Origin of the sequence: Stieleria varia (genome assembly GCF_038443385.1) — a bacterium.
In the GTDB taxonomy this organism is placed as follows: Bacteria; Planctomycetota; Planctomycetia; order Pirellulales; family Pirellulaceae; genus Stieleria; species Stieleria varia.
In genome coordinates this window covers 4,839,872-4,858,934 of record NZ_CP151726.1, presented here as the reverse complement: position 1 = coordinate 4,858,934, position 19,063 = coordinate 4,839,872, and the positions used below count along the sequence as shown (strand labels likewise).

The following is a 19,063-nucleotide window of genomic DNA, read 5'->3' as shown; positions in this document are numbered from 1 at the left end:
CGGACGTTATCTATACCCAGGGTTGCAGCGTCATTCGACAAGGCGAATGACGGCTTTAACCCTGGGCTATGTTGTTAAACGCCTTCGGCGTAGAGAGAAAACTTGCGCCTACCAATCCCCATACAACCCATCCTTTTGAACAGCCCAGCGTCAGTGCTGCGATCATGAATCGACCATGATTGGAGACGATGCAAATACCAGCTCGACTCGCGATTCTGCCAGCTAATTCGGCTTGTAATGCCAAGTACAGGTCGCGGGTGAAGTCCAACTGGGTCTGTCTATCGATCGAGTCGGTGTCTAAATCAATTTCAGCTCACACGTCCGTCATCGTTGACATCCAAGGTGTCGACGATTGCTGCTGCCAGCATGCAGCGGCTTTCCAATCGCTCCAATCGGAGTCTACATGAGAAAACTCCCGAGCTGGTTGCGTGAACCGTACGTGCTCGGGAAGTTCGTCTCATGGAGCATGTTCATGAATGTTACCGACTTTGTTCAGCGGTAACGAATTAAGATCACTTCATAACCCGACGCGTTAGCGAGGGATTTTGCCGTTATCCCTTGCTAACGCGTCGGGTTATGATTCTTTCGAGCCACATTTTCTCGTTCCCGTGGCATCAGTTCACCTTGGGTAACTGAATTAACCCGAAGTGGACTTGCTGCAAAGGGGTATCTTTGTCAACCAATGGGGCTAACTGTGCCACATTCTCGACGGGCGTGACCGCATCAGGTTGGCTTCCTCGTCTCCGACAAAGGATTCCGTATTGGGGTCAATGGTGAGTTTCCGCCCCAGTACCCAAGCGATGGCGGCGGCATGACAGGCGATGTGGGAACGCCGCATCACATCGGCGTTCGCTGCGGTGGCCTGCCGTGTACGCATGCAGTCAAAGAAATTTCTCGCGTGTGCGGAGACATCTAATCCCCGAACACGTTTTTCTGAGTCCGGCAGTTCCTTTTTGAGTGACTCGCTGGACACCACCAATTCGCCAGAGTCACCCGTTTCGACGGTGCCCTCGGTGCCTTCGAAACGAACAGGGCAGGTTCCCAGCCGAGTGACGTAGTGCGGCGAGCGTTCTCCAAAGGGATCCTTGAGGAAGTCGATGACCAGTTTCACACCGTTGGCATAAGTGCAAACGATTTCGTTTTCGGAAGGCGCGTATTCCAGCGGCATCGTATCGTCGGCTTGGTTGGCCCATTGGCACAGATCGACCGTGTGTGCGCCCCAGTCCAGCAGGCGGGCGCCGGAGTCAAAGTCCCATTGGCCACGCCAGCGACCGTCCACGTATTTTTGATTGAAGGGACGCCACGGGGCTGGGCCTAGCCACATGTTCCAATCCACAACGTCGGACTTCGGTGTCGGCTCGGCAGGCAACCAAGTGTTATCCAGCTCGGGAATATAGACGGAAGCATGCATGGTGTGGAGTTTGCCAAGCTTTCCGTCGTGGGCAAACTTCACCGCCTGTTGAAAGTTCGGCACACTTCGGCGTTGAGTCCCCGCCTGAAAGACACGTTTCTCGCGATGCATGGTGTCGGCGAGTTGTTGGCATTTTTCGATCGTGATGCCGCAGGGTTTTTCGCTGTACACGTCTTTGCCCGCTTGGGCAGCCAGCATGGATGCATCGGCGTGCCAGCGGTCGCCTGTCGCGATCAACACGGCATCAATGTCCGATCGATCCAACAGTTCGCGGAAATCTTGATGCAATTGGCATTCGGTATTACCGTAATGATCGTCCACCATTTTCTTACCGACGTCGCGCCTGCTCTGTTGAACGTCGGCGATCGCGATACATCGAATGTCGTCCAGGTTCAGCATGGCGGCCAAATCGTACCGGCATCGTGGCCCGATTCCGATGACGCCCAAGTTGATCCGGTCGTTGGCAGATTGGCTCGATTGGGCGGCTTGCGACTGCGGCGTGCCCATCAAAGCGGAAGCGGCTGCCGTGGCGGCGACCATTTTCGAGGTGTCAGCGAGGAATTCGCGTCGGTTGTTTTTCATGACTCAGCATGCTCCGGTGGGGTACGTCAGTTTCAAGACGATCAGGAGCGTCTATCATAGCGGATCCGCGACCCGCATTTCTTTGCATTTCTCGTTCCCCCGTTTGACCAGCCGATGAAATCCACGCACCTGATTTGTTTCCTATTTCTTGGAGTTCTTTGTTGTCACGTCGGCAGCTCGGTCGCGGATGACGGTGAGCCGGTCGGGCCGGTGTTCAAGGACGGGGAGGCCCAGGTGGTCGAGGCGTTCAAGGATCCCGCGTACTGGCTGCGACACGATTTGTGGGTGGAAACCGAATTCGACACCGATGGCGACGGCAAGCCGGATCGCATGCACGTCAGTGTGACGCGACCGGCGCAGACGGAGACTGAGGGATTGAAATTGCCCGTGGTCTATGTCTCAAGCCCTTATTTCGCTGGCGTCGGCGTGTCGGGCGACGAATATTTCTGGTCGCCTCGTCAAGAACTGGGGGCAACGCCACCCAAACGGGAGATCGCGCCGCCAGTCAAGCGAACCGGCACACGGCCCATCATTTCCAAATCGCACACAGAGGATTGGGTGCCACGCGGATACATCGTCGTCCATTCCTCATCGCCCGGGACAGGGCTCTCGCAAGGATGTCCCACGGTCGGTGGAGACAACGAATCGTTGGCCCCGAAAGCCGTCATCGATTGGCTGTGCGGTCGAGGCAAAGGATTCTCAGAGCCAGAGGGTGGCCAGCCCGTTCATGCGACTTGGAGCACGGGCAAAGTCGGCATGACAGGCACGTCCTACAACGGCACGATCCCCTTGGCCGCAGCCACCACCGGCGTCGATGGTTTGGAAGCCATCATTCCGGTGGCACCCAATACGTCGTACTATCACTATTACCGATCCAACGGTCTGGTCCGTCACCCAGGCGGCTACATGGGCGAAGACATTGATGTCTTGTACGAGTTCATCCATAGCGGACTGGAGGCCAACCGGGATTACTGCGATTGCAACGTCCGTGACGAACTGATGCTCAAGAACTTGGATCGCGAGACGGGCGACTACAACGATTTCTGGGCTTCGCGTGATTACCTCAACGATCTCCAACCACTCAAAGCGGCCGTTTTGATGGCCCACGCCTTCAACGATTGGAACGTCGTTCCCGAACACAGCGTGCGGATCTACGAAGCCGTCAAAGAAAAAGGCGTTCCCTGCCAAGTCTTCTTTCATCAAGGTGGCCACGGTGGTCCTCCGCCGATGAAATTGATGAACCGTTGGTTCACTCGATACCTGCACGGAGTGCAAAACGACGTCGAAAAGGATCCCAAATCTTGGATCGTTCGTGAATCCGATAAACGCGAGAACCCCACGTCGTACGTCGATTATCCTCACCCCGATTCTCAGCACGTCCCAGTTCACATGATCGCCGGCAGCCCCGGACAAGGCACCTTGTCGATGGAGGCTCCATCCGAGCAGCCCCTTGAGACATTGATCGACAACTTTTCGTTCGACGGTGCATCGTTGGCCAAAGCAGAATCGACACAGCACCGGTTGATCTATGTGACGCCGGAACTGACGACGGACTTGCATCTCTCGGGTACACCCAAGATCACCGTGCGAATGGCTTGCGATCAACCCGCGGCCAACTTGTCGGTCTGGATGGTTTCACTGCCGTGGAACGACAAAAAGGATGCCAAGATCACGGACAACATCATCACACGTGGCTGGGCGGACCCTCAGAATCAAGAATCGATTCGTAAGAGTGCTCCGTTGGAGCCGGGTCGATTGTACGATGTCTCCTTCGCATTGCAGCCGGATGATCAAGTCATCCCGGCCGGCCAAAAGATCGGTCTGATGATCTTTTCGAGTGACAAGGAGTTCACGCTGCATCCCAAGCCGGGAACCAAGCTAACGATCGACCCCAACAAGACCACGCTGTCCTTGCCCGTGGTCGGGGGAAAGGAAGCACTGCAGACGGCATTGATGCCTAGTGCGGAGTAGGTCCACAACGCCGTGGGTCTGTGACTGGCCAATCGTCGCTCGACTTTCCAAGTCGATAGCGTGCCCCGCCAAACGTTTTGCCAGTCCCTATCACTCACTCGCGCAGACAGGCCTGCTCCCTCGCATTCGCCTCAGCGGCTAAGCGCCAGCGGACCATGAAATGGTCCCAGATGGTAGCGGCGGTCGAGCGTAGCGAACACCGCCGGTGGTTGCTGATTTAGTCGTGTTGCGTTGTGTCTGTGAGCCGATGGCGCTAGCCACGGGCCTCGAAGGGTTTCGTCAACACCATTAGGCCCGCGGCTAGCCCGGATTATTCACGCGACTCACTACAGTCATCGCAATACGTTTGCGTGAAAAGGCTTGCGCGGATTGGCAGAAAAACAGTCTGCGCAGATCAGCCGCCACGCGATAGCGTCCGGTTCTCATGCCTATAGTCAAGAACCGGACGCTATCGCGTTCCGGCTGATGAATAATCCGGGCTAGCGGGCCGTTGATTGAGTGAGCCGCGACGCGTAAGCGGCCGGGCCTACCGCATTGCCCGGTGCCTTACGGCCCACGGCTCACCCTTGCGTTCCCAATTTCGATTCAATCAACAGGCCACTAGCGCCTTGCGGCTCACTAAATCAGCAGTCTCCGAAGGGCGTCGCAGAATGGACGCCGTGAAGACAAGCGGGCAGTATGTCATGCACAGCATGACATACGATTGCTGAATAGTCGGCCCAAAGCGTTTGGTGGCGTTCGTTTTCGACTCTGAGAGTCGAACGACAATAGATAGGCACCTACGCCTTGGGTTCTTTGCGAAGCTGGATCCATTCGGTGTGGAACGTGCCTTCTTTGTCCAAACGTTGGTATGTGTGGGCGCCGAAGTAATCGCGTTGGGCTTGCAACAAGTTGGCGGGCAAGCGAGCCAAGCGGTAGCCGTCGTAGTAGTTCAGCGCGGTGCTGAACGCGGGGACGGGGATGCCGACGATCGATGCGGTGGCAACGACGGCCCGCCAAGCTTCTTGCGCGTTCTGGATGGCTTCGTCAAAGAACTTGTCCAACAACAGGTTTTCCAAGTTCGGATCGGCATCAAAGGCTTCCTTGATACGATCCAGGAATTTTGCCCTGATGATGCAGCCGCCACGCCACAGCAGAGCACAGAGGCCATAGTCCAAATCCCAGTCGTGCTCCTGCGATGCGGCTTGCAACTGCACGTAGCCCTGGGCATAGCTGACGATCTTGGAGGCATAGAGCGCTTGGCGGACGGCTTCGACAAACGCAGCTTTGTCACCGACCAGCTTTTCAACGACCGCGTTCATCTCGGCGTTGGAACCGGCAGCGGGGCCTTCCAGTTTTTCACTCGCACGCACACGGGCGTCTTTCTGTGCCGACAGACCGCGGGCAAACACGGCCGTGGTGACGAGGGTGCTAGGAACGCCCAGGTCCAGCGCCAGTTGGCTCATCCACTTGCCCGTCCCCTTGGCTCCGGCCACGTCCATGATCTTGTCGACCAAGTGTCCGTCACCACCTTGGTCGTCTTTGACGCTAAAGATGTCTCGGGAGATCTCGATCAGATAGCTTTGTAGGTCACCGCGATTCCAATCGTCGAACACATCATACAGTTCGTCGTTGGACAATCCGCCCAGTTCGTGCAGCAACTGATAGGCTTCGCAGATCAGCTGCATGTCGCCGTATTCGATCCCGTTGTGGACCATCTTGACGTAGTGACCGGCACCGCGGGGGCCGACCCATTCACAGCAAGGGATGTCGTCGTTGGGTCCGACCTTTGCGGCGATGGCTTGGAACATCTCTTTGACTTCCGGCCAGGCCGCTTTGCTGCCACCGGGCATCAGGCTGGGGCCTTTCAGCGCGCCTTCTTCGCCACCCGAAACGCCGCAACCGACGTACAGCAATCCAGCATCCTCGACTTGCTTGGTACGTCGTTCCGTGTCCACGTAGTGGGTGTTGCCCCCGTCGATGATGATGTCGCCGGGTTCACACAGTGGGATCAACGTTTCGATCAAGGCGTCGACCGCCGGGCCTGCTTTGACCAGCATCATCAATTTGCGTGGACGTTTGACCGATTTGACAAAGTCCTCCAGGGTGTGGGTGCCGACAAAATTCTTGCCAGCGGCGCGGCCAGCAATCAACTCGTCGACCTTGCTGGTCGTACGGTTATAGACGGCGACTTTGTAACCACGACTCTCCACATTGAGAGCCAAGTTTTCGCCCATCACGGCCAAGCCAATCAAACCAAAATCGCAATCACCACTCATCTTGAATCTGTCTCTTGTATTCTGCGACGCCCGCTAAGCGTCTGGGGAACGTGATCGTCAGTGGAACCCGCGTCGATGCAATGGGAATCAGGTTCATTTTGGGCGACGCGTCGCTTGACCGTCCGCGAGGGGGTCGATTTCCAGCAAAGGCCGGATTTTAGGTGGTTGTGAAAAATCCGAAAGGGTGCGGACGCCGATCAAGTGGCAAGCTAAGTTTTCGTGGGATTGTCTGCCTTTAGGCCCATCAATTGGAACGGACAGTCCCCGGATCGCGTCTGAATAAGGTTGCACGCAGTCCACGGTTGGGGGGATCGACGAGGCTCGGGCGGGAAAACACGGGTTTTTCTAAAAAGTCCAAGGCACGCGATTTGCTCCATCGGGACGCTCCAACACGGAGATTCAGCGGCCACCGGCCGATCGATTCGCTGTGACCGGATCAATCCTTACCCGAATTCCTTCCCCAGAACTGCCAGTTTGTTGCCGAAACGGCTCCGAGCAACTATTGTCGAGCTCACAAACCACACCTTTTCTGGTGCCACCATCTGAAGTTGGCTTGAGTGATGAAAAACCTTTTCCGTTCGATGACCGCCTTTGCGGCCCTTTGCCTGTTCGCATTTCCCGCCGCAAATACATTTGCGCAGAACAATGGCGGTGGCAATAATGTTAACAATTTCGCGCAACCGATCGCAGGGATCGATGTCGACGCCCGTGGCGTGCTGCAGGTCAAGCAGTTTGACCACCAGCTCGCACGCCAGCGTTTTGAAGCCGCCCGCCGGATGGCCGACAGCGATTTGATGAAATCGAGCAAGCTCCGCAAGGTCTCGCTCAACCGACTGGAAGCCGCCTTGGCAGCCGAAGTCGCCGCCGGACGTCAGCCGGATGACGCCATGAAAGCCCTGGCCGGATTGACTTCGGTTCAATACGTCTTCTTTTACCCCGACACCAACGACATCGTGATCGCTGGTCCTGCAGAAGGATTCGCTGCTGATCCGACGAACCGTTTCATTGGGATCGAATCCGGTCGCCCGACCGTTTTGCTCGAAGACATGGTGACCGCCATGCGAGCTTTCGCACCTGGCAGCCCCGAAACGGGCGTGATCAGTGTGTCGATCGACCCGACCGCCGAGGGACTGCAGCGGATGCAACAGTTCCTCGCCGCCGTCCGCGGTCGAGTTCAACCGAGCGACGCGCAGCGATTGGCCAGTGGCCTGAAGGAAAATCTGGGACTGCAAACCGTGACCTTTAACGGAGTCCCTGACACGACCCACTTTGCCCGCGTGCTGGTGGAAGCCGACTATCGGATGAAGCTGATCGGAATCGGACTGGAGCGTCTGCCCGTCCGCGTCACCAGCTATGTCGAGCGTGCCAACCCGACATCGGTCGCCGCCAACGCTATGGAACGCTGGTATTTTCAACCTCGCTATGACGGTGTTGCCGTTAGCGAAGACGGATTGGCGATGCGGATCAACGAGCGTGGCGTGCAACTCGTGGGTGAAAACGAGCGAGTCGCCGGCGGAAATCGCATCGCAACCAAGCGAGTCAACAAGGCCAGCGAAGCGTTTTGCAAGGAGTTCACCGAGAAATACAACATGATCGCCGACCGCGTCAGTATCTACGCGGAATTGCGTCAAATAATGGATGTCTCGATCGCTGCGGCCTACATCCAGGAACAAGACTTCTACGGACAAGCCGGTTGGTCGATGCCCGTCTTGGGTGACGAATCGCAGTTTGCCGTTCAGACCTACACCGCCCCGCAGCAAGTGGAAACGGCCGTCAACGCGATTTGGAAAGGCAACACGCTGATGACCCCTCTGGGTGGCGGCGTTCAAATGCAGCCTCGCAAGGCGTTGGACAAAGAGTATTTGGTGATCGACCGCAAAGGCGAAAACAACCAAATCAAGCAATCAGCAGGCCCATCAGGTCTGCAGCCAGGCCAATGGTGGTGGGACTGATCTCTCCGCAGGTCTCCCGGCTTCAGCCGGTCAAACACACCGCAAACCCTAAAGCCCGACTTCTCCGAGTCGGGCTTTTTTTGTTTGACGTTCCCCTTGGCATCGCTATCGTTCCAGCAGCAAAATGCCCGGCAACACTCGCGGCATGTTGGTTTCGTGAGCCGACGGCGCTAGCCGCGGGCTTGTTGGTTTCGTGAGCCGACGTCGCTAGCCGCGGGCTTGTTGGTTTCGTGAGCCGACGGCGCTAGCCGCGGGATTGTTGGTTTCGTGAGCCGACGGCGCTAGCCGCGGGCCTTGGTTGATGATCCAGCCCTTCGAAGCCCGTGGCTAGCGCCATCGGCTCACAAGAATTGCTTAACGCACCCAGTCAACAGCCCTTTGGCCAAGCGTCAATCCTATGAATCATCGTCATCCCGATTCGGAGCAGACAGAGGGCCGGCGTCGACTGGTGGTCGTTCAAGATCACTTGCAGCCGTGTCCTTACCTCGCCGAAACAGCGCGGATGCCGCTGGAAGTATCCGTCGGCAAACTCGATGGCGACGATGCCGATGCGTTGTTGGCTGCCGGTTATCGACGCAGTGGCGTGTACTTGTACCGTACCCGTTGCCCGATTTGCCAAGCCTGCCAGCCGACGCGATTGCGGGCCGATCAGTTCAACTGGTCACGTTCGATGCAACGTGTTTTGAAGCGAGGGGATCGCGACCTGCGGTGCCACTGGGGAACGCCAATCGCCGACGATCGTCGCGTCCAATTGTTCAACGACCACCGTCGATTACGCAAACTCTCCGACGGTGACGAAGTCGATTTGCTCAGCTATGAGGCGTTCTTGACCGAGACCTGTTTCAGTACCACCGAACTGGCGATCACGCTGGATGACTTGTTGATCGCCGTGGCGATCGTCGATTGGGGACGAACCAGCTTTTCCGCCGTCTACACACACTTTGCCCCCGAGTTCAGCCGCTACAGTTTGGGCACCTACGCAGTGCTGAAACAAATCCAGCGTGTCCTCGACACCGGACGCGAGTTTCTCTACCTCGGGCTCTATGTCGCCGCGAACCCGCATCTGAGCTACAAAGCCCGTTTCAGTCCACAAGAACGACTGATCGAAGGCAAATGGGTGCCGATCGCGGAAGGCAAATGATTGGTCAAACGGTCGAAGGACAATCGTCGCTCGATTTTCCAAATCGATAGCGTGCCCCGCCAAACGTGCGGCGAGTCCCAAGCGTTTCCGTTTGCAGACTGCCCCCTTGGTGCAGCAATTTGCGGCAATCGTTGCACAATGCAACACTCGATCAAACACCCTCCCTTTCGGCAGACCCAACGAAAAACCCGGAATCGCACATTTCGGAAAATGATTCGCCGCTGGACTGGCATTTGCTAAACTGGTTGTCGCCGCCTCCGCCGACATGACGTCGAACTTGTCCGCTGTATTCTCCACTCAGGATTTCGAGATGCGCTTGCTGAATCTGACGCTCACGGTTGCTGCGATCTTGGCAGCGTTGCATATTGCCCCTCCAGCCGGCTTTGCCGATGACCTGCGGAAGCAAATTGCGGCAGGCGAATTCTCCGTGGCCAAACAGGCTGCGGTACCCAACAGCATTCCTGCTCAGCGGGACCAGGTCTTGGCTCAGATCGCTGTCGCTCAAACGTCCTCGGGCGATCCCGTTGCTGCCGGCGTTACCCTTCGAGGCATCGACTCCCCCGATGCTCGCCGGCAAGCCATCGGCGCCGCACGGGGCGGCAGCTCTTTCGCCGACTTTGACTCGCTGATGCAGCTGATTCAGCAGACGGTTGTCCCGGACACATGGGAAGCACTCGGCGGTCCCAGCACGATGGCACCGTATCCCCAAGGCGTCTACGTCGACCCGGTGGGAACCGTCCAGCCGTGCCTCACAGTGGCGGCATCGGATCCGCTGAGGCAACTCAACGCGATGCTGACACCACCGTTGCCAGGGGACGTCGACCACGCCGACGCATGGATGTCGCCATCGGCCATGCGTTTCATCTCACTTCGTCGCCTCCGCGATGTGATGGCCGAACGTCAGCTTGCGGGCATTGCCTACGACGACGCGATGCGTCACATGGCAGGACTGTCTCGAATCCAATACGTGATCTTGACCGACGACGATGTGATCGTCGGTGGTCCGGTGGGTGGCATCGATGTCGCAGGCGGCTGGTATCTTGATCGACAAAGTGGCGATGCGGCAATGCGAAGCGATTTCCTTTTTGCCTGCTTGGCTTCCGCTTCGGCCAATCAACCCTTCGGATGCACGATCGATCCGACTCCGGCGGGCATGCAACAGGCGGCCGAGGTCGGCGCCCGAATCAAATCCGGACAGCTCCCCATCGGATTGGCTGCAAAATCATTGCAAGACGCCTTGGGCATGCAACGTGTGGAGGTCTTTGGGATCGCGGGTGACACTGCGATCGGGCACTTGATGGTCGAAGCCGACCGGCACATGAAACAACTGGCGTTGGGTGAAGCCGAGATGCCTGAGGGAGTAAAAAACTATTTGGATGCAATCGATGCCACGATTGCTCAAGGACCACCGGATGAGTTGCTGCTGAGACTTTGGTTCACCGCGCGGCCGCAATCGGTACGGGCCGACGCGGATCGGACCGTGTTCGAAATCGCCGGTGATGCGATTCAATTGAGCGGTCAAAACCAACGTGCTTTGGCAACAGGTGGACGCGGCAACGTCTTGGTCGATCCGCGAACCCAAATGTTCGTGGACGAGTTCAACCGACAGTTCGGCGCGATCCGCGATCGGTATCCGGTCTACGCGGCTCTCGAGTCGGTTTATCACGCCGCGTCGGCCGCCCAAGTGATGCATCAACATGCAGACGCCGATGCGACGAAGCGGTTATTGGCGGGACTGGCTGCGGACGCAACATACCCGCAATACGCGTTGACGGCGCCTCGCCAAGTCGAATCGATCGCGACGCTCCATAAAGTTCGAAACGGTCGTAAGATGCATCACGTCTTGTTGGCCAGCGGCGGTGTCGCCGTGGACACCCGCGTGGCCGTCGGCGAAAACATCAGTGACTACCCAACACTGACATCCTTGCGTGGAACCGAGCAAAACGCGCCACCCACCATTCAACGCTGGTGGTGGGACCGATAACTGACGCCGATGCATCCTCGCCATGTAATGGGATTCGCCAGAGTTCCTCTCTTCCTCGATTTCTGTCGAAACCCACAACGTCAAGGAAACGCTTTGAGCGGGACTTCGCGATAGGTGTTTATCTTTTCCTGCACCGATTCGATTCGTCTCTTATCTGCGTCGGTGAGATCGAGTGTGAATTCATACGTTGAGTGAAAGGTTTGCTCGCCCGAGTCCGACTTGTACGTCAAGGTCACCGATTGGGGCAGTTGATCAGCCGCAGCGATTTGTTCGTTGAGTGTCATTCTACCGAACGGCGGCGGACCGAGTTTTCTCAGGATGTTCAATCGACACGCCCAATCGGCGAAACGCGCGAACTCCACGGCCACAGCGCGTGAGTGAGCAGGCTGTGTCGTCGTTTGATAATGGAATGCACCGTAAGCAAGTTCGTACGTTTTGTCGTCGCTGGACTCAGCGACAGCAGAGATTCCCCAGCGTTCCTTGAGCTCAGGTGTGGTCGCGCTTTCCTTGACACGAACGGCTTGATTCATCAAATCCGATGTCGAAAGTTTGCACTGCACTTGTTCTTCATTGGCCAACATCACAATTCGCTCATTGTCTGACTGGATCACCGTGACGGTGTATGGCGGGCGAAGTGAAAAGTCGTAGACATCAGCCCCATCGAACAGGATCAAATGCAACGCATCCGGAGATGCCGATTCATCGGTGGTGTTGGTAATGGTCGCCCGGAACACCGGGAAATCTGCCCAGAGGGAGGGTGACAGCAGAATCAGGCTGCTACAAATCGCGAGCACGATCCCGCGGACGGACGTCGCCATGCCGTCATTCGGACGGGGAACGTCGTGCTGCGGAGCGGCATTTGGACGAGTGTTTGGACGAAAACTCATCGCGTTTCCAGGGCATTGAGGGCGATTCCGGATGCGTTGGCCTGCTTTCGGCTAGCATTCGGCTGGACGATTGTTATGTCCGAAGCGTAGAAAAGACAGTTCTGGACCGTCCAGAGCAATCGCGATTCCCCTCCTTCCTACGCGAAAACCAGATCCTCGAATGCGTCGCACGCTCCTTTTCATTCCTCACGAAATCGCCGGACTGCCGGTTTTTGGCATCGGCTGGATACTGATTTTGTTCGCCATTTTCGTCGTCGTGCGGCTGCTCGTTGCACGGCGATCGGGGCAGTCGTTTGGGGAGTTGATCGCGTCAGAAAGCATTTTGTGGGGCATCGTTGCCGCTGCGATCGTCTTCGTCTTGCCGATGGTCGAGCTAAAGAATCTGGAGGGTGAACCGGTCGGGGTGGCGGTGCGCGGCTACGGCGTGTTCCTACTGATAGCCGTCGTTTCTTCGGTCGCTTTGGCTGCGATACGGGCCAAACGAAGCGGAATGAACCCCGAAACGATCTATTCGCTTGCTCCCTGGGTGTTCGTCGCGGGGATTGTCGGTGCACGCGTTTTCTATGTCGTGCAGTATTTTGAAAATTTTGTCGGTGAAACTCCCGGCCAAACCGTTCGAAACATGTTGATGTTCAACGAAGGCGGTCTGGTGGTCTACGGATCGTTCATCGGTGGCTTTCTCGCTGCGGTCGGGTTTGTGTATTGGCGTAAGCTGCCGTTATTGAAACTCGGCGACATCATCGTGCCTTGCATGTTCCTGGGGGTGTTTTTCGGCAGGCTGGGATGTTTGATGAACGGATGCTGTTATGGAGGACGTTGCGACGACGGCGTGATGGCACTTCATTTTCCGCCGGGCAGTCGCGTCTATGAGGACCAAGCAGCCAGCGGGGAACTGATCGGGCTGCGGGTGGATGAAGAAACGGGGCGAATCCTTGCGGTCGAAGAAGACTCACTGGCGGCACAACGGGGAATCGAAGAGGGGCAGATTTTCCGTGGCGCGTATCCCGTACGTCCCCGAGCGGACTCGGAAGCGTTGAAGCTGCCTGCAGAGGATGTCCCCAGGCCGTGGGTGGTGGAAGTATCGGGGCGTGAGTATCCCTTCCGACCCGACGAGCTTCCCCCCAAGGCCTTGCCCGTCCGCGCAGCTCAAATCATCAGCAGCGTCTCTGCGCTGACACTCTGTATCGCATTGTGCTTCCTGTCTCGTTGGAAATTTCGTGACGGGACACTGATGATGCTTGGCTTTGCCAGCTATGCCGTGTTGCGGTTTGTCCTGGAAATCGTTCGCGTCGATGAAGCCGGCCAGTTCGACACCGCGCTAACGATTTCACAGTGGGTCAGTATTGTTGTGTTGATATGTTCCGTCGCAGGCATGGCGTGGATTCAATTCACTAGGCGTGAGCCGGCATGAATCGAGGGAACCACACGACACAGCTTGCTGGCGAAGCGGTGCTCTATGAAGACAACCATTTGCTGGTCATCAACAAACCCGCCGGCGTAGCGACCATGGGTGCCGAGACAGGCGAGCCTACGATTCATGCCATGGCGACTGCCTATTTGAAGCACAAATACAACAAACCCGGGAACGTGTTTGTCGGGATCGTCAGTCGACTCGATGCGATGACCACCGGTGTTTTGGTGCTGGCGCGAACCAGCAAGGCAGCCAGCCGATTGTCGACGCAATTTGCAGGCGGCGGACATCCATCCGATGCGAGCAAGAACCGCAAACGCAAAGCGTCCGATGCGGCACAGAAGCTTTATTTGGCGATCGTGCAAGGCGACTGGAGTGACTCCGGACTGAGTGACTCGGGAACACTCGTCGACATGGTTTGGAAAGACGACGCGGCGCACCGAATGCGTGTTGCCCGAGCAAAACGCACCGATACGCAGCGAGCCGAAATGAAATACGCTGTTCTCGGGCGAATGGCGGATCGTACGATGCTGGCGATTCGATTGGTGACCGGTCGAAAGCACCAGATTCGTCTTCAACTGGCCGATCGTGGGCATCCGATCATCGGCGATCGCAAGTACGGCGCCGACGTCGCGTTCAAACTCGGGGTTGCTCTGCACAGTTGGCAGCTTTTAATTACACATCCCACACGAGCGACTCCGCTGCGATTCGTCGCGCCCCTACCAGACTTTTGGGGAAATCTTGCTGGCATCGCTGGTGAGGCGGACGCTCAGCAGACCATAGCACAAGCGTTGGACTGGACCACGGATACTCCGGTCACTCAAAATTCAACCTAAACCAAGAGCGGCAGATTCGTGCCCGATAGCTTTTGCCCACAGCGGATTGTCTCAGGCGGTCAGACAGGAGTCGATCGCGGGGCGTTGGATGCTGCGATCGCATTGGGCATTGAACACGGAGGATGGTGCCCAGCCGGCCGGCTTTCCGAAGACGGCTCCATCCCCAGTCGGTACGAACTCGTTGAAATGAGTTCCCCTGAGTATCCGCCACGCACGGAGCAAAACGTGATCGAATCGGATGCCACGCTGATACTGTACGAAGGTCGACTGAAGGGTGGAACTTTGTTGACGAAACGGCTGGCGGAGAAGTGGAGCAAGCCCGTTCTGTGCTTGAGATTGGATCGCGATCAAGTGGAAATCGCACAATCGTGGTTGCAACAACATCGCCCATTGACCCTGAACGTCGCCGGTCCACGAGAGACGAGCTCGCCCGGGATCCAGGATCGTTGTATGGAATTCGTGGTGCGCATTCTCAGTTAGCAACGAGCAATGATTTGCGGGCGTAATGGGATTCGCCGTCAGTTCCTCACGTTTTTTAATAATCAAGTTGTAATCACCCCCGTCAACCCCTTAAACTTCTTTCTACGCTCGGGCGTGCGTGCGGCGATTTCAATGCATTCGTCGGCCGGGCACTTATCATCGGGCAAGTGGCAGACTCTCCCCATCGGCGTGCGTTCGGGCCGCCAGGAAAAGGTTGAGATGAGTGTGGTCAGACGGCGTATCGCGGTTCCAAGAGATCGTTACCGGTCACTCGTTCCTCTTTTTTTCGTTCTCGTGCTGATGTCCGGGTGCGGAGTCGAGACCCCGACTCAGAACAGATACGTCACAGATGATGTCATTGCCCAATTGAGCGAACTGGGCAGGCTGCACGAGTTGCCCGGCGCAATGAGTCAGGTGCCAAAGTCGATCAATGGATCCCCAACGAGAGCGACCAAAGATTCTGAGATCATCTCGATCGAGCTCTACAATGCTCCTGTCACCGGTGATGCCGTCGAGACTCTGGTAAAGCTGCCCCAATTGCAACAGATGCACTTTCATGCCGACCAAGTCAATGATGACGTTTTTCAGGCGATGCTGAGAAATGGCTGTGTGCACAAATGGTATGCGTCCATCTCCGGACATGCGGCGCGTGCGAACATGGGCGAGGCCGTTGACGACGATTCAAAGATCGTCGAGCTAAAGTTCAACCGTTCTGTCGTTTCACCGAAATCACTGGAAATGGCGATCGCCCAATTGCCCTCCTTGCAGCGCGTCGACTTGAGCGAGTTCATTTTGGACGAGCATTGCGTTGCGACTTTGCTACCCATGGGCAAGTTGCATGTTGCCCGACGTGGTCGCGGATTCGCACGCGCATTCAATGCGAATGGCCAACAAGCGACGAGCGATACAGAGATCACTCACCTGTCACTCAAGACGGTGCACGGAGACTACCAGTTGAGCAGCACGGTGTTGCCCCAACTGAAGTCACTGCCGAATCTGAAAACACTGAATCTGAACTTGACCGACCACATTCTATCGGTACTTGGGAAAGAGGAAATGCTTCATTTGTTGCCGGGTGCATCGAACGAAGCCGGTGAGCGTCCCGAGAGCGATGACGAAATCAATTCTCTGGCGTTGGAGACCAGCACCAGGGGAGACGTTTTGCGTGATCTAAAGTGGGTGACTCAATTGCCCATGCTGCGTCAGCTGAATCTGAGTGCTTGCCTCGTCGACAACACGAGCTTGGCTCTGCTCAATGGCAACACTCAACTGACACATCTCACGCTCGGTCCCGGTATCAACGACATTGGGCTTTCGCTGATCGGCGAGTTGCCATCGCTTCAGTCACTCTGCTTGGACCACACCAGGGTCACCGTCGATGGATTGAGTCGTTTGGATCGATTCGAGCAGTTGGTCGAGTTTGAGCTTTTCAATGACAACCTGACCAAGGAGCACATGGCTCAAATCGCGAAGCTTGCCAAATTGGACATCGTGACGCTGGAAGTCACCGCGATCAACGATCACGTTGTTTCATCGCTGGTCGAGCAGGGCAAACTCCATGGGTTGAAGTCGCATTTTCGAGGGAATCGCCGACAACTCGCCAGTTCGAGTGAACAGCTAGCGTCCCAGGACACAGCGATCACGAGGATCGATCTATCGGGCTGCCCGATCTCTGGTGGCGTCCTCAGTTGCTTCCATAGCCTACCTCAGCTTTGTGACGTCAGCTTGCGAGGCACGTTTGCTTGCGATGACGTTGTCTTGCCCCTTTGCGAAGTTCCATCAGAATTGAACCTGGATCATTTGGACCAATTGGACGTTCGAAACACGGACCTGACCGAAGTGGCATTGAGGAGGTTACGCGATTGCTTTCCCAACTGCGAGTTCGTATCAGAAGTCCGCTAAGCGAGATCAATCATCACTCTTTTGTTTCACTGCCGTAGGGGCGTGTGCTGATCACTCCTTCCGATGGACTGCTGGCGGTTCCGTACAGTCGCTTGGGGATGCGGCCTGCAAGGAATGCGTGGCGGCCGGCGATCGCAGCGTGTTTCATTGCTGCTGCCATGCGGACGGGATCACGAGCGTGGGCGATCGCGGTGTTGAGCAACACGCCATCACCGCCCAATTCGAACGCTTCGCTGACATCGCTTGCTGTGCCGACGCCGGCGTCCACGATGACGGGATAGTTCGGATCGTCTTCTTTGAGGTACTCCAGAACGATCCTCAAGTTGTTCGGATTCAGCAGCCCTTGTCCGCTGCCGATCGGGCTACCGGCTGGCATCACGCTTGCCGCACCGACTTCTTTCAGCCGACGGGCGGTCACGGGACAATCGCTGGTGTAGCAGAGCACCGAGAAACCTTCGGCAGCCAATTCACGGCAGGCTTCCACCGTGGCGGCCGGATCGGGCAAGAGCGTCTTGCTGTCACCCAGGACTTCTAGTTTTACCCAGTCCGCGCCCGGATTTCCCAGCGTACGCAGAATCTCTCGACCAAGTTTTGCGGCGCGGATTGCATCGACGGCGGTGTAGCAACCCGCTGTATTGGGCAGCAGGGTGTAGCGGTCCAAGTCGAGGAAATCGAGGATGTTTTGGCCGCCTCGCTCGTAGAGCTTTTCACGGCGAACGGCGACGGTGACACAGTCGGCGCCCGACGCGTCCAACGAATCCTTCATTTGCTGCATCGTGTCGTAACGACCGGTGCCAACGATCAAGCGACTGGCCAGGGTGTGTCGGCCGACAATCAACGGCGACTCGGGCGACGAGGATTCCAGGGAGGATTCTTGCAAGTTGATGATGTTGCTCAAGTGGTTGAGGGGTGGGTTGATGTCAGCCGCCACCGACCAGGGTGACGACTTCGACATCATCGCCATCGTGAACGGTGTGCGAGCCGTATTCCTCTCGGGGAACGACATCTGCGTTCAGCTCGACCGCCAAATAGTTGGGCGGTACCTCGACCGTGTCAAGCAATTGCTGGACCGTCATCGGTTCTTCGATCTGAACGGCCTTTCCGTTCACGGTGATCTTAATCATGCCTTTGGCGATCAATCGTTGGCTTCGTCGAACGCGGCATCAAAAGCGCGTCCGCTGGGTGAGAAATCGAGTTTTTTGGTGAACTCACAAGCTTCACGGGCACCAAACTCACGGTCCATTCCGCTGTCTTCCCATTCAATCGACAGGGGACCTTGGTAATCGATATCGTTCAGGGCGCGAATGATTTCCTCGAAATTGACACCACCGCGACCTGGGCTACGGAAATCCCATCCGCGTCGATGGTCACCAAAGTTCAGGTGGCTGCAGTTGATTCCGCTTGTGCCGTCCAACGTCACGATCGCGTCTTTGACGTGGACGTGATAGATACGGTCGTGGAACTGGCGGATGAACTTCACTGGGTCGACGCCTTGCCAGATCAAGTGGCTGGGGTCGAAGTTGAATCCGAACTCGGGTCGGTTGTCCAACGCATCCAGGGCGCGTTGTGCGGTATGGATGTCGAACGCGATTTCCGTCGGGTGGACTTCCAAGGCAAACCGGACGCCGCATTCACCGAACACGTCCAAGATCGGATTGAATCGCTCGGCCAGCAGGTCAAACCCGGCATCGATCATGCTCGGCGGAACGGGTGGGAACGAGTAGAGCAGGTGCCAAATGCTGCTGCCGGTGAACCCGTTGACGACTTCCACGCCAAATTTCTGAGCGGCACGCGCGGTATTTTTCAGCTCTTCGATTGCCCGCTCGTTCACCCCTGCCGGGTCGCCGTCGCCCCAAACGTAGGCCGGCAAGATCGCTTTGTGACGCTCGTCAATCGTGTCCAAGACGGCTTGTCCGACCAAGTGGGCGCTAATCGCGTGGCACTCCAGCCCGGCGTCGCTGAGCAGGGCGTGCTTTTTGTCGCAATAATCGTCTTCTGCCAACGCCTTGTCGACTTCGAAATGATCCCCCCAGCAAGCCAATTCGATTCCGTCGTAGCCGAATCCTTTGGTCATCTTGGCCATTTCTGCGATCGGCAGGTCGGCCCATTGGCCGGTAAACAGTGTGACGGGGCGAGCCATGGAGATCTCCGTTGGAGTTGTCATGTGGGGAATTGCTAACAATAAATCTGAGCCGGTATTTTGCGTTTTTCACAGCGAAACCGCAACAACCCGGCGAGGACTATGTTC

Annotated in this window: 14 protein-coding genes; 8 read left to right on the top strand and 6 right to left on the bottom strand. The window is 56.9% G+C overall.

What is annotated here, in order from left to right:
* Positions 1-688: 688 nt before the first annotated feature.
* On the bottom strand, positions 689-1,993 hold the full coding sequence (locus tag Pla52nx_RS16395; protein WP_146522622.1) for a Gfo/Idh/MocA family protein: 1,305 nt from the start codon (positions 1,991-1,993) through the stop codon (positions 689-691).
* A gap of 114 nt (positions 1,994-2,107) precedes the next feature.
* On the opposite strand from Pla52nx_RS16395, the gene Pla52nx_RS16390 reads away from it, so the two are divergent.
* Positions 2,108-3,964 carry a Xaa-Pro dipeptidyl-peptidase gene (locus Pla52nx_RS16390; RefSeq protein ID WP_146522623.1) on the top strand — a complete coding sequence of 619 codons (1,857 nt, stop codon included), beginning with the start codon at positions 2,108-2,110 and terminating at the stop codon, positions 3,962-3,964.
* A 779-nt stretch (positions 3,965-4,743) separates the two neighbouring features.
* Here the strand turns inward: Pla52nx_RS16390 and gnd are convergent.
* Positions 4,744-6,222: a decarboxylating NADP(+)-dependent phosphogluconate dehydrogenase gene (gnd, locus tag Pla52nx_RS16385; RefSeq protein ID WP_146522624.1), complete on the bottom strand. Its 1,479-nt coding sequence runs from the start codon at positions 6,220-6,222 to the stop codon at positions 4,744-4,746.
* A gap of 560 nt (positions 6,223-6,782) precedes the next feature.
* On the opposite strand from gnd, the gene Pla52nx_RS16380 reads away from it, so the two are divergent.
* The 3 genes from Pla52nx_RS16380 to Pla52nx_RS16370 all read left to right on the top strand — a co-directional run bounded on the left by Pla52nx_RS16380 (position 6,783) and on the right by Pla52nx_RS16370 (position 11,299).
* A complete protein-coding gene (locus Pla52nx_RS16380) occupies positions 6,783-8,174 on the top strand; it encodes a DUF1598 domain-containing protein (protein WP_231742477.1) in 1,392 nt (463 codons plus the stop codon).
* Positions 8,175-8,571: 397 nt separating this feature from the next.
* Positions 8,572-9,315, top strand: a complete 744-nt coding sequence (locus tag Pla52nx_RS16375; protein ID WP_146522625.1) for an arginyltransferase — start codon at positions 8,572-8,574, stop codon at positions 9,313-9,315.
* A gap of 310 nt (positions 9,316-9,625) precedes the next feature.
* Positions 9,626-11,299, top strand: a complete 1,674-nt coding sequence (locus tag Pla52nx_RS16370; protein WP_197454977.1) for a DUF1598 domain-containing protein — start codon at positions 9,626-9,628, stop codon at positions 11,297-11,299.
* An 80-nt stretch (positions 11,300-11,379) separates the two neighbouring features.
* Here the strand turns inward: Pla52nx_RS16370 and Pla52nx_RS16365 are convergent, their stop codons facing one another.
* Positions 11,380-12,186, bottom strand: a complete 807-nt coding sequence (locus tag Pla52nx_RS16365; protein WP_146522627.1) for a hypothetical protein — start codon at positions 12,184-12,186, stop codon at positions 11,380-11,382.
* 160 nt (positions 12,187-12,346) lie between these two features.
* Between Pla52nx_RS16365 and Pla52nx_RS16360 the strand changes: the two genes are divergently transcribed.
* The 4 genes from Pla52nx_RS16360 (at position 12,347) to Pla52nx_RS16345 (ending at position 16,815) form a co-directional block, all read left to right on the top strand.
* Positions 12,347-13,597 (top strand): prolipoprotein diacylglyceryl transferase, encoded by a 1,251-nt coding sequence (locus Pla52nx_RS16360; RefSeq protein ID WP_146522628.1) that lies wholly within the window; start codon positions 12,347-12,349, stop codon positions 13,595-13,597.
* On the top strand, positions 13,594-14,433 hold the full coding sequence (locus tag Pla52nx_RS16355) for an RluA family pseudouridine synthase (protein WP_146522629.1): 840 nt from the start codon (positions 13,594-13,596) through the stop codon (positions 14,431-14,433). The genes Pla52nx_RS16360 and Pla52nx_RS16355 overlap by 4 nt, the downstream gene beginning before the upstream one ends.
* Before the next feature lie 18 nt (positions 14,434-14,451).
* A complete protein-coding gene (locus Pla52nx_RS16350) occupies positions 14,452-14,913 on the top strand; it encodes a putative molybdenum carrier protein (RefSeq protein ID WP_146522630.1) in 462 nt (153 codons plus the stop codon).
* A 219-nt stretch (positions 14,914-15,132) separates the two neighbouring features.
* Entirely contained in the window at positions 15,133-16,815 is a 1,683-nt protein-coding gene (locus Pla52nx_RS16345) for a hypothetical protein (RefSeq protein ID WP_342190421.1), read from the top strand.
* A 13-nt stretch (positions 16,816-16,828) separates the two neighbouring features.
* Here the strand turns inward: Pla52nx_RS16345 and Pla52nx_RS16340 are convergent, their stop codons facing one another.
* From Pla52nx_RS16340 to Pla52nx_RS16330, 3 genes are read right to left on the bottom strand one after another with little or no spacing between them, the layout of a single operon-like run.
* Positions 16,829-17,713, bottom strand: coding sequence for a thiazole synthase (locus Pla52nx_RS16340; protein WP_342190420.1), 885 nt, complete (start codon positions 17,711-17,713; stop codon positions 16,829-16,831).
* A 22-nt stretch (positions 17,714-17,735) separates the two neighbouring features.
* Positions 17,736-17,939 (bottom strand): sulfur carrier protein ThiS, encoded by a 204-nt coding sequence (gene thiS, locus Pla52nx_RS16335; RefSeq protein WP_146522633.1) that lies wholly within the window; start codon positions 17,937-17,939, stop codon positions 17,736-17,738.
* An 11-nt stretch (positions 17,940-17,950) separates the two neighbouring features.
* Positions 17,951-18,955 (bottom strand): sugar phosphate isomerase/epimerase family protein, encoded by a 1,005-nt coding sequence (locus tag Pla52nx_RS16330; protein ID WP_146522634.1) that lies wholly within the window; start codon positions 18,953-18,955, stop codon positions 17,951-17,953.
* Between the last annotated feature and the right edge of the window lie 108 nt (positions 18,956-19,063).

Bases quoted from the DNA above. Each gene is read 5' to 3' on its own strand.
- Pla52nx_RS16345 (WP_342190421.1), top strand. From the start codon at position 15,133: ATGAGTGTGGTCAGACGGCGTATCGCGGTTCCAAGAGATCGTTACCGG.
- Pla52nx_RS16355 (WP_146522629.1), top strand. From the start codon at position 13,594: ATGAATCGAGGGAACCACACGACACAGCTTGCTGGCGAAGCGGTGCTC.
- Pla52nx_RS16390 (WP_146522623.1), top strand. From the start codon at position 2,108: ATGAAATCCACGCACCTGATTTGTTTCCTATTTCTTGGAGTTCTTTGT.
- Pla52nx_RS16370 (WP_197454977.1), top strand. From the start codon at position 9,626: ATGCGCTTGCTGAATCTGACGCTCACGGTTGCTGCGATCTTGGCAGCG.
- Pla52nx_RS16380 (WP_231742477.1), top strand. From the start codon at position 6,783: ATGAAAAACCTTTTCCGTTCGATGACCGCCTTTGCGGCCCTTTGCCTG.
- Pla52nx_RS16365 (WP_146522627.1), bottom strand. From the start codon at position 12,186: ATGAGTTTTCGTCCAAACACTCGTCCAAATGCCGCTCCGCAGCACGAC.
- Pla52nx_RS16360 (WP_146522628.1), top strand. From the start codon at position 12,347: ATGCGTCGCACGCTCCTTTTCATTCCTCACGAAATCGCCGGACTGCCG.
- Pla52nx_RS16395 (WP_146522622.1), bottom strand. From the start codon at position 1,993: ATGAAAAACAACCGACGCGAATTCCTCGCTGACACCTCGAAAATGGTC.
- Pla52nx_RS16375 (WP_146522625.1), top strand. From the start codon at position 8,572: ATGAATCATCGTCATCCCGATTCGGAGCAGACAGAGGGCCGGCGTCGA.
- thiS (WP_146522633.1), bottom strand. From the start codon at position 17,939: ATGATTAAGATCACCGTGAACGGAAAGGCCGTTCAGATCGAAGAACCG.
- gnd (WP_146522624.1), bottom strand. From the start codon at position 6,222: ATGAGTGGTGATTGCGATTTTGGTTTGATTGGCTTGGCCGTGATGGGC.
- Pla52nx_RS16330 (WP_146522634.1), bottom strand. From the start codon at position 18,955: ATGGCTCGCCCCGTCACACTGTTTACCGGCCAATGGGCCGACCTGCCG.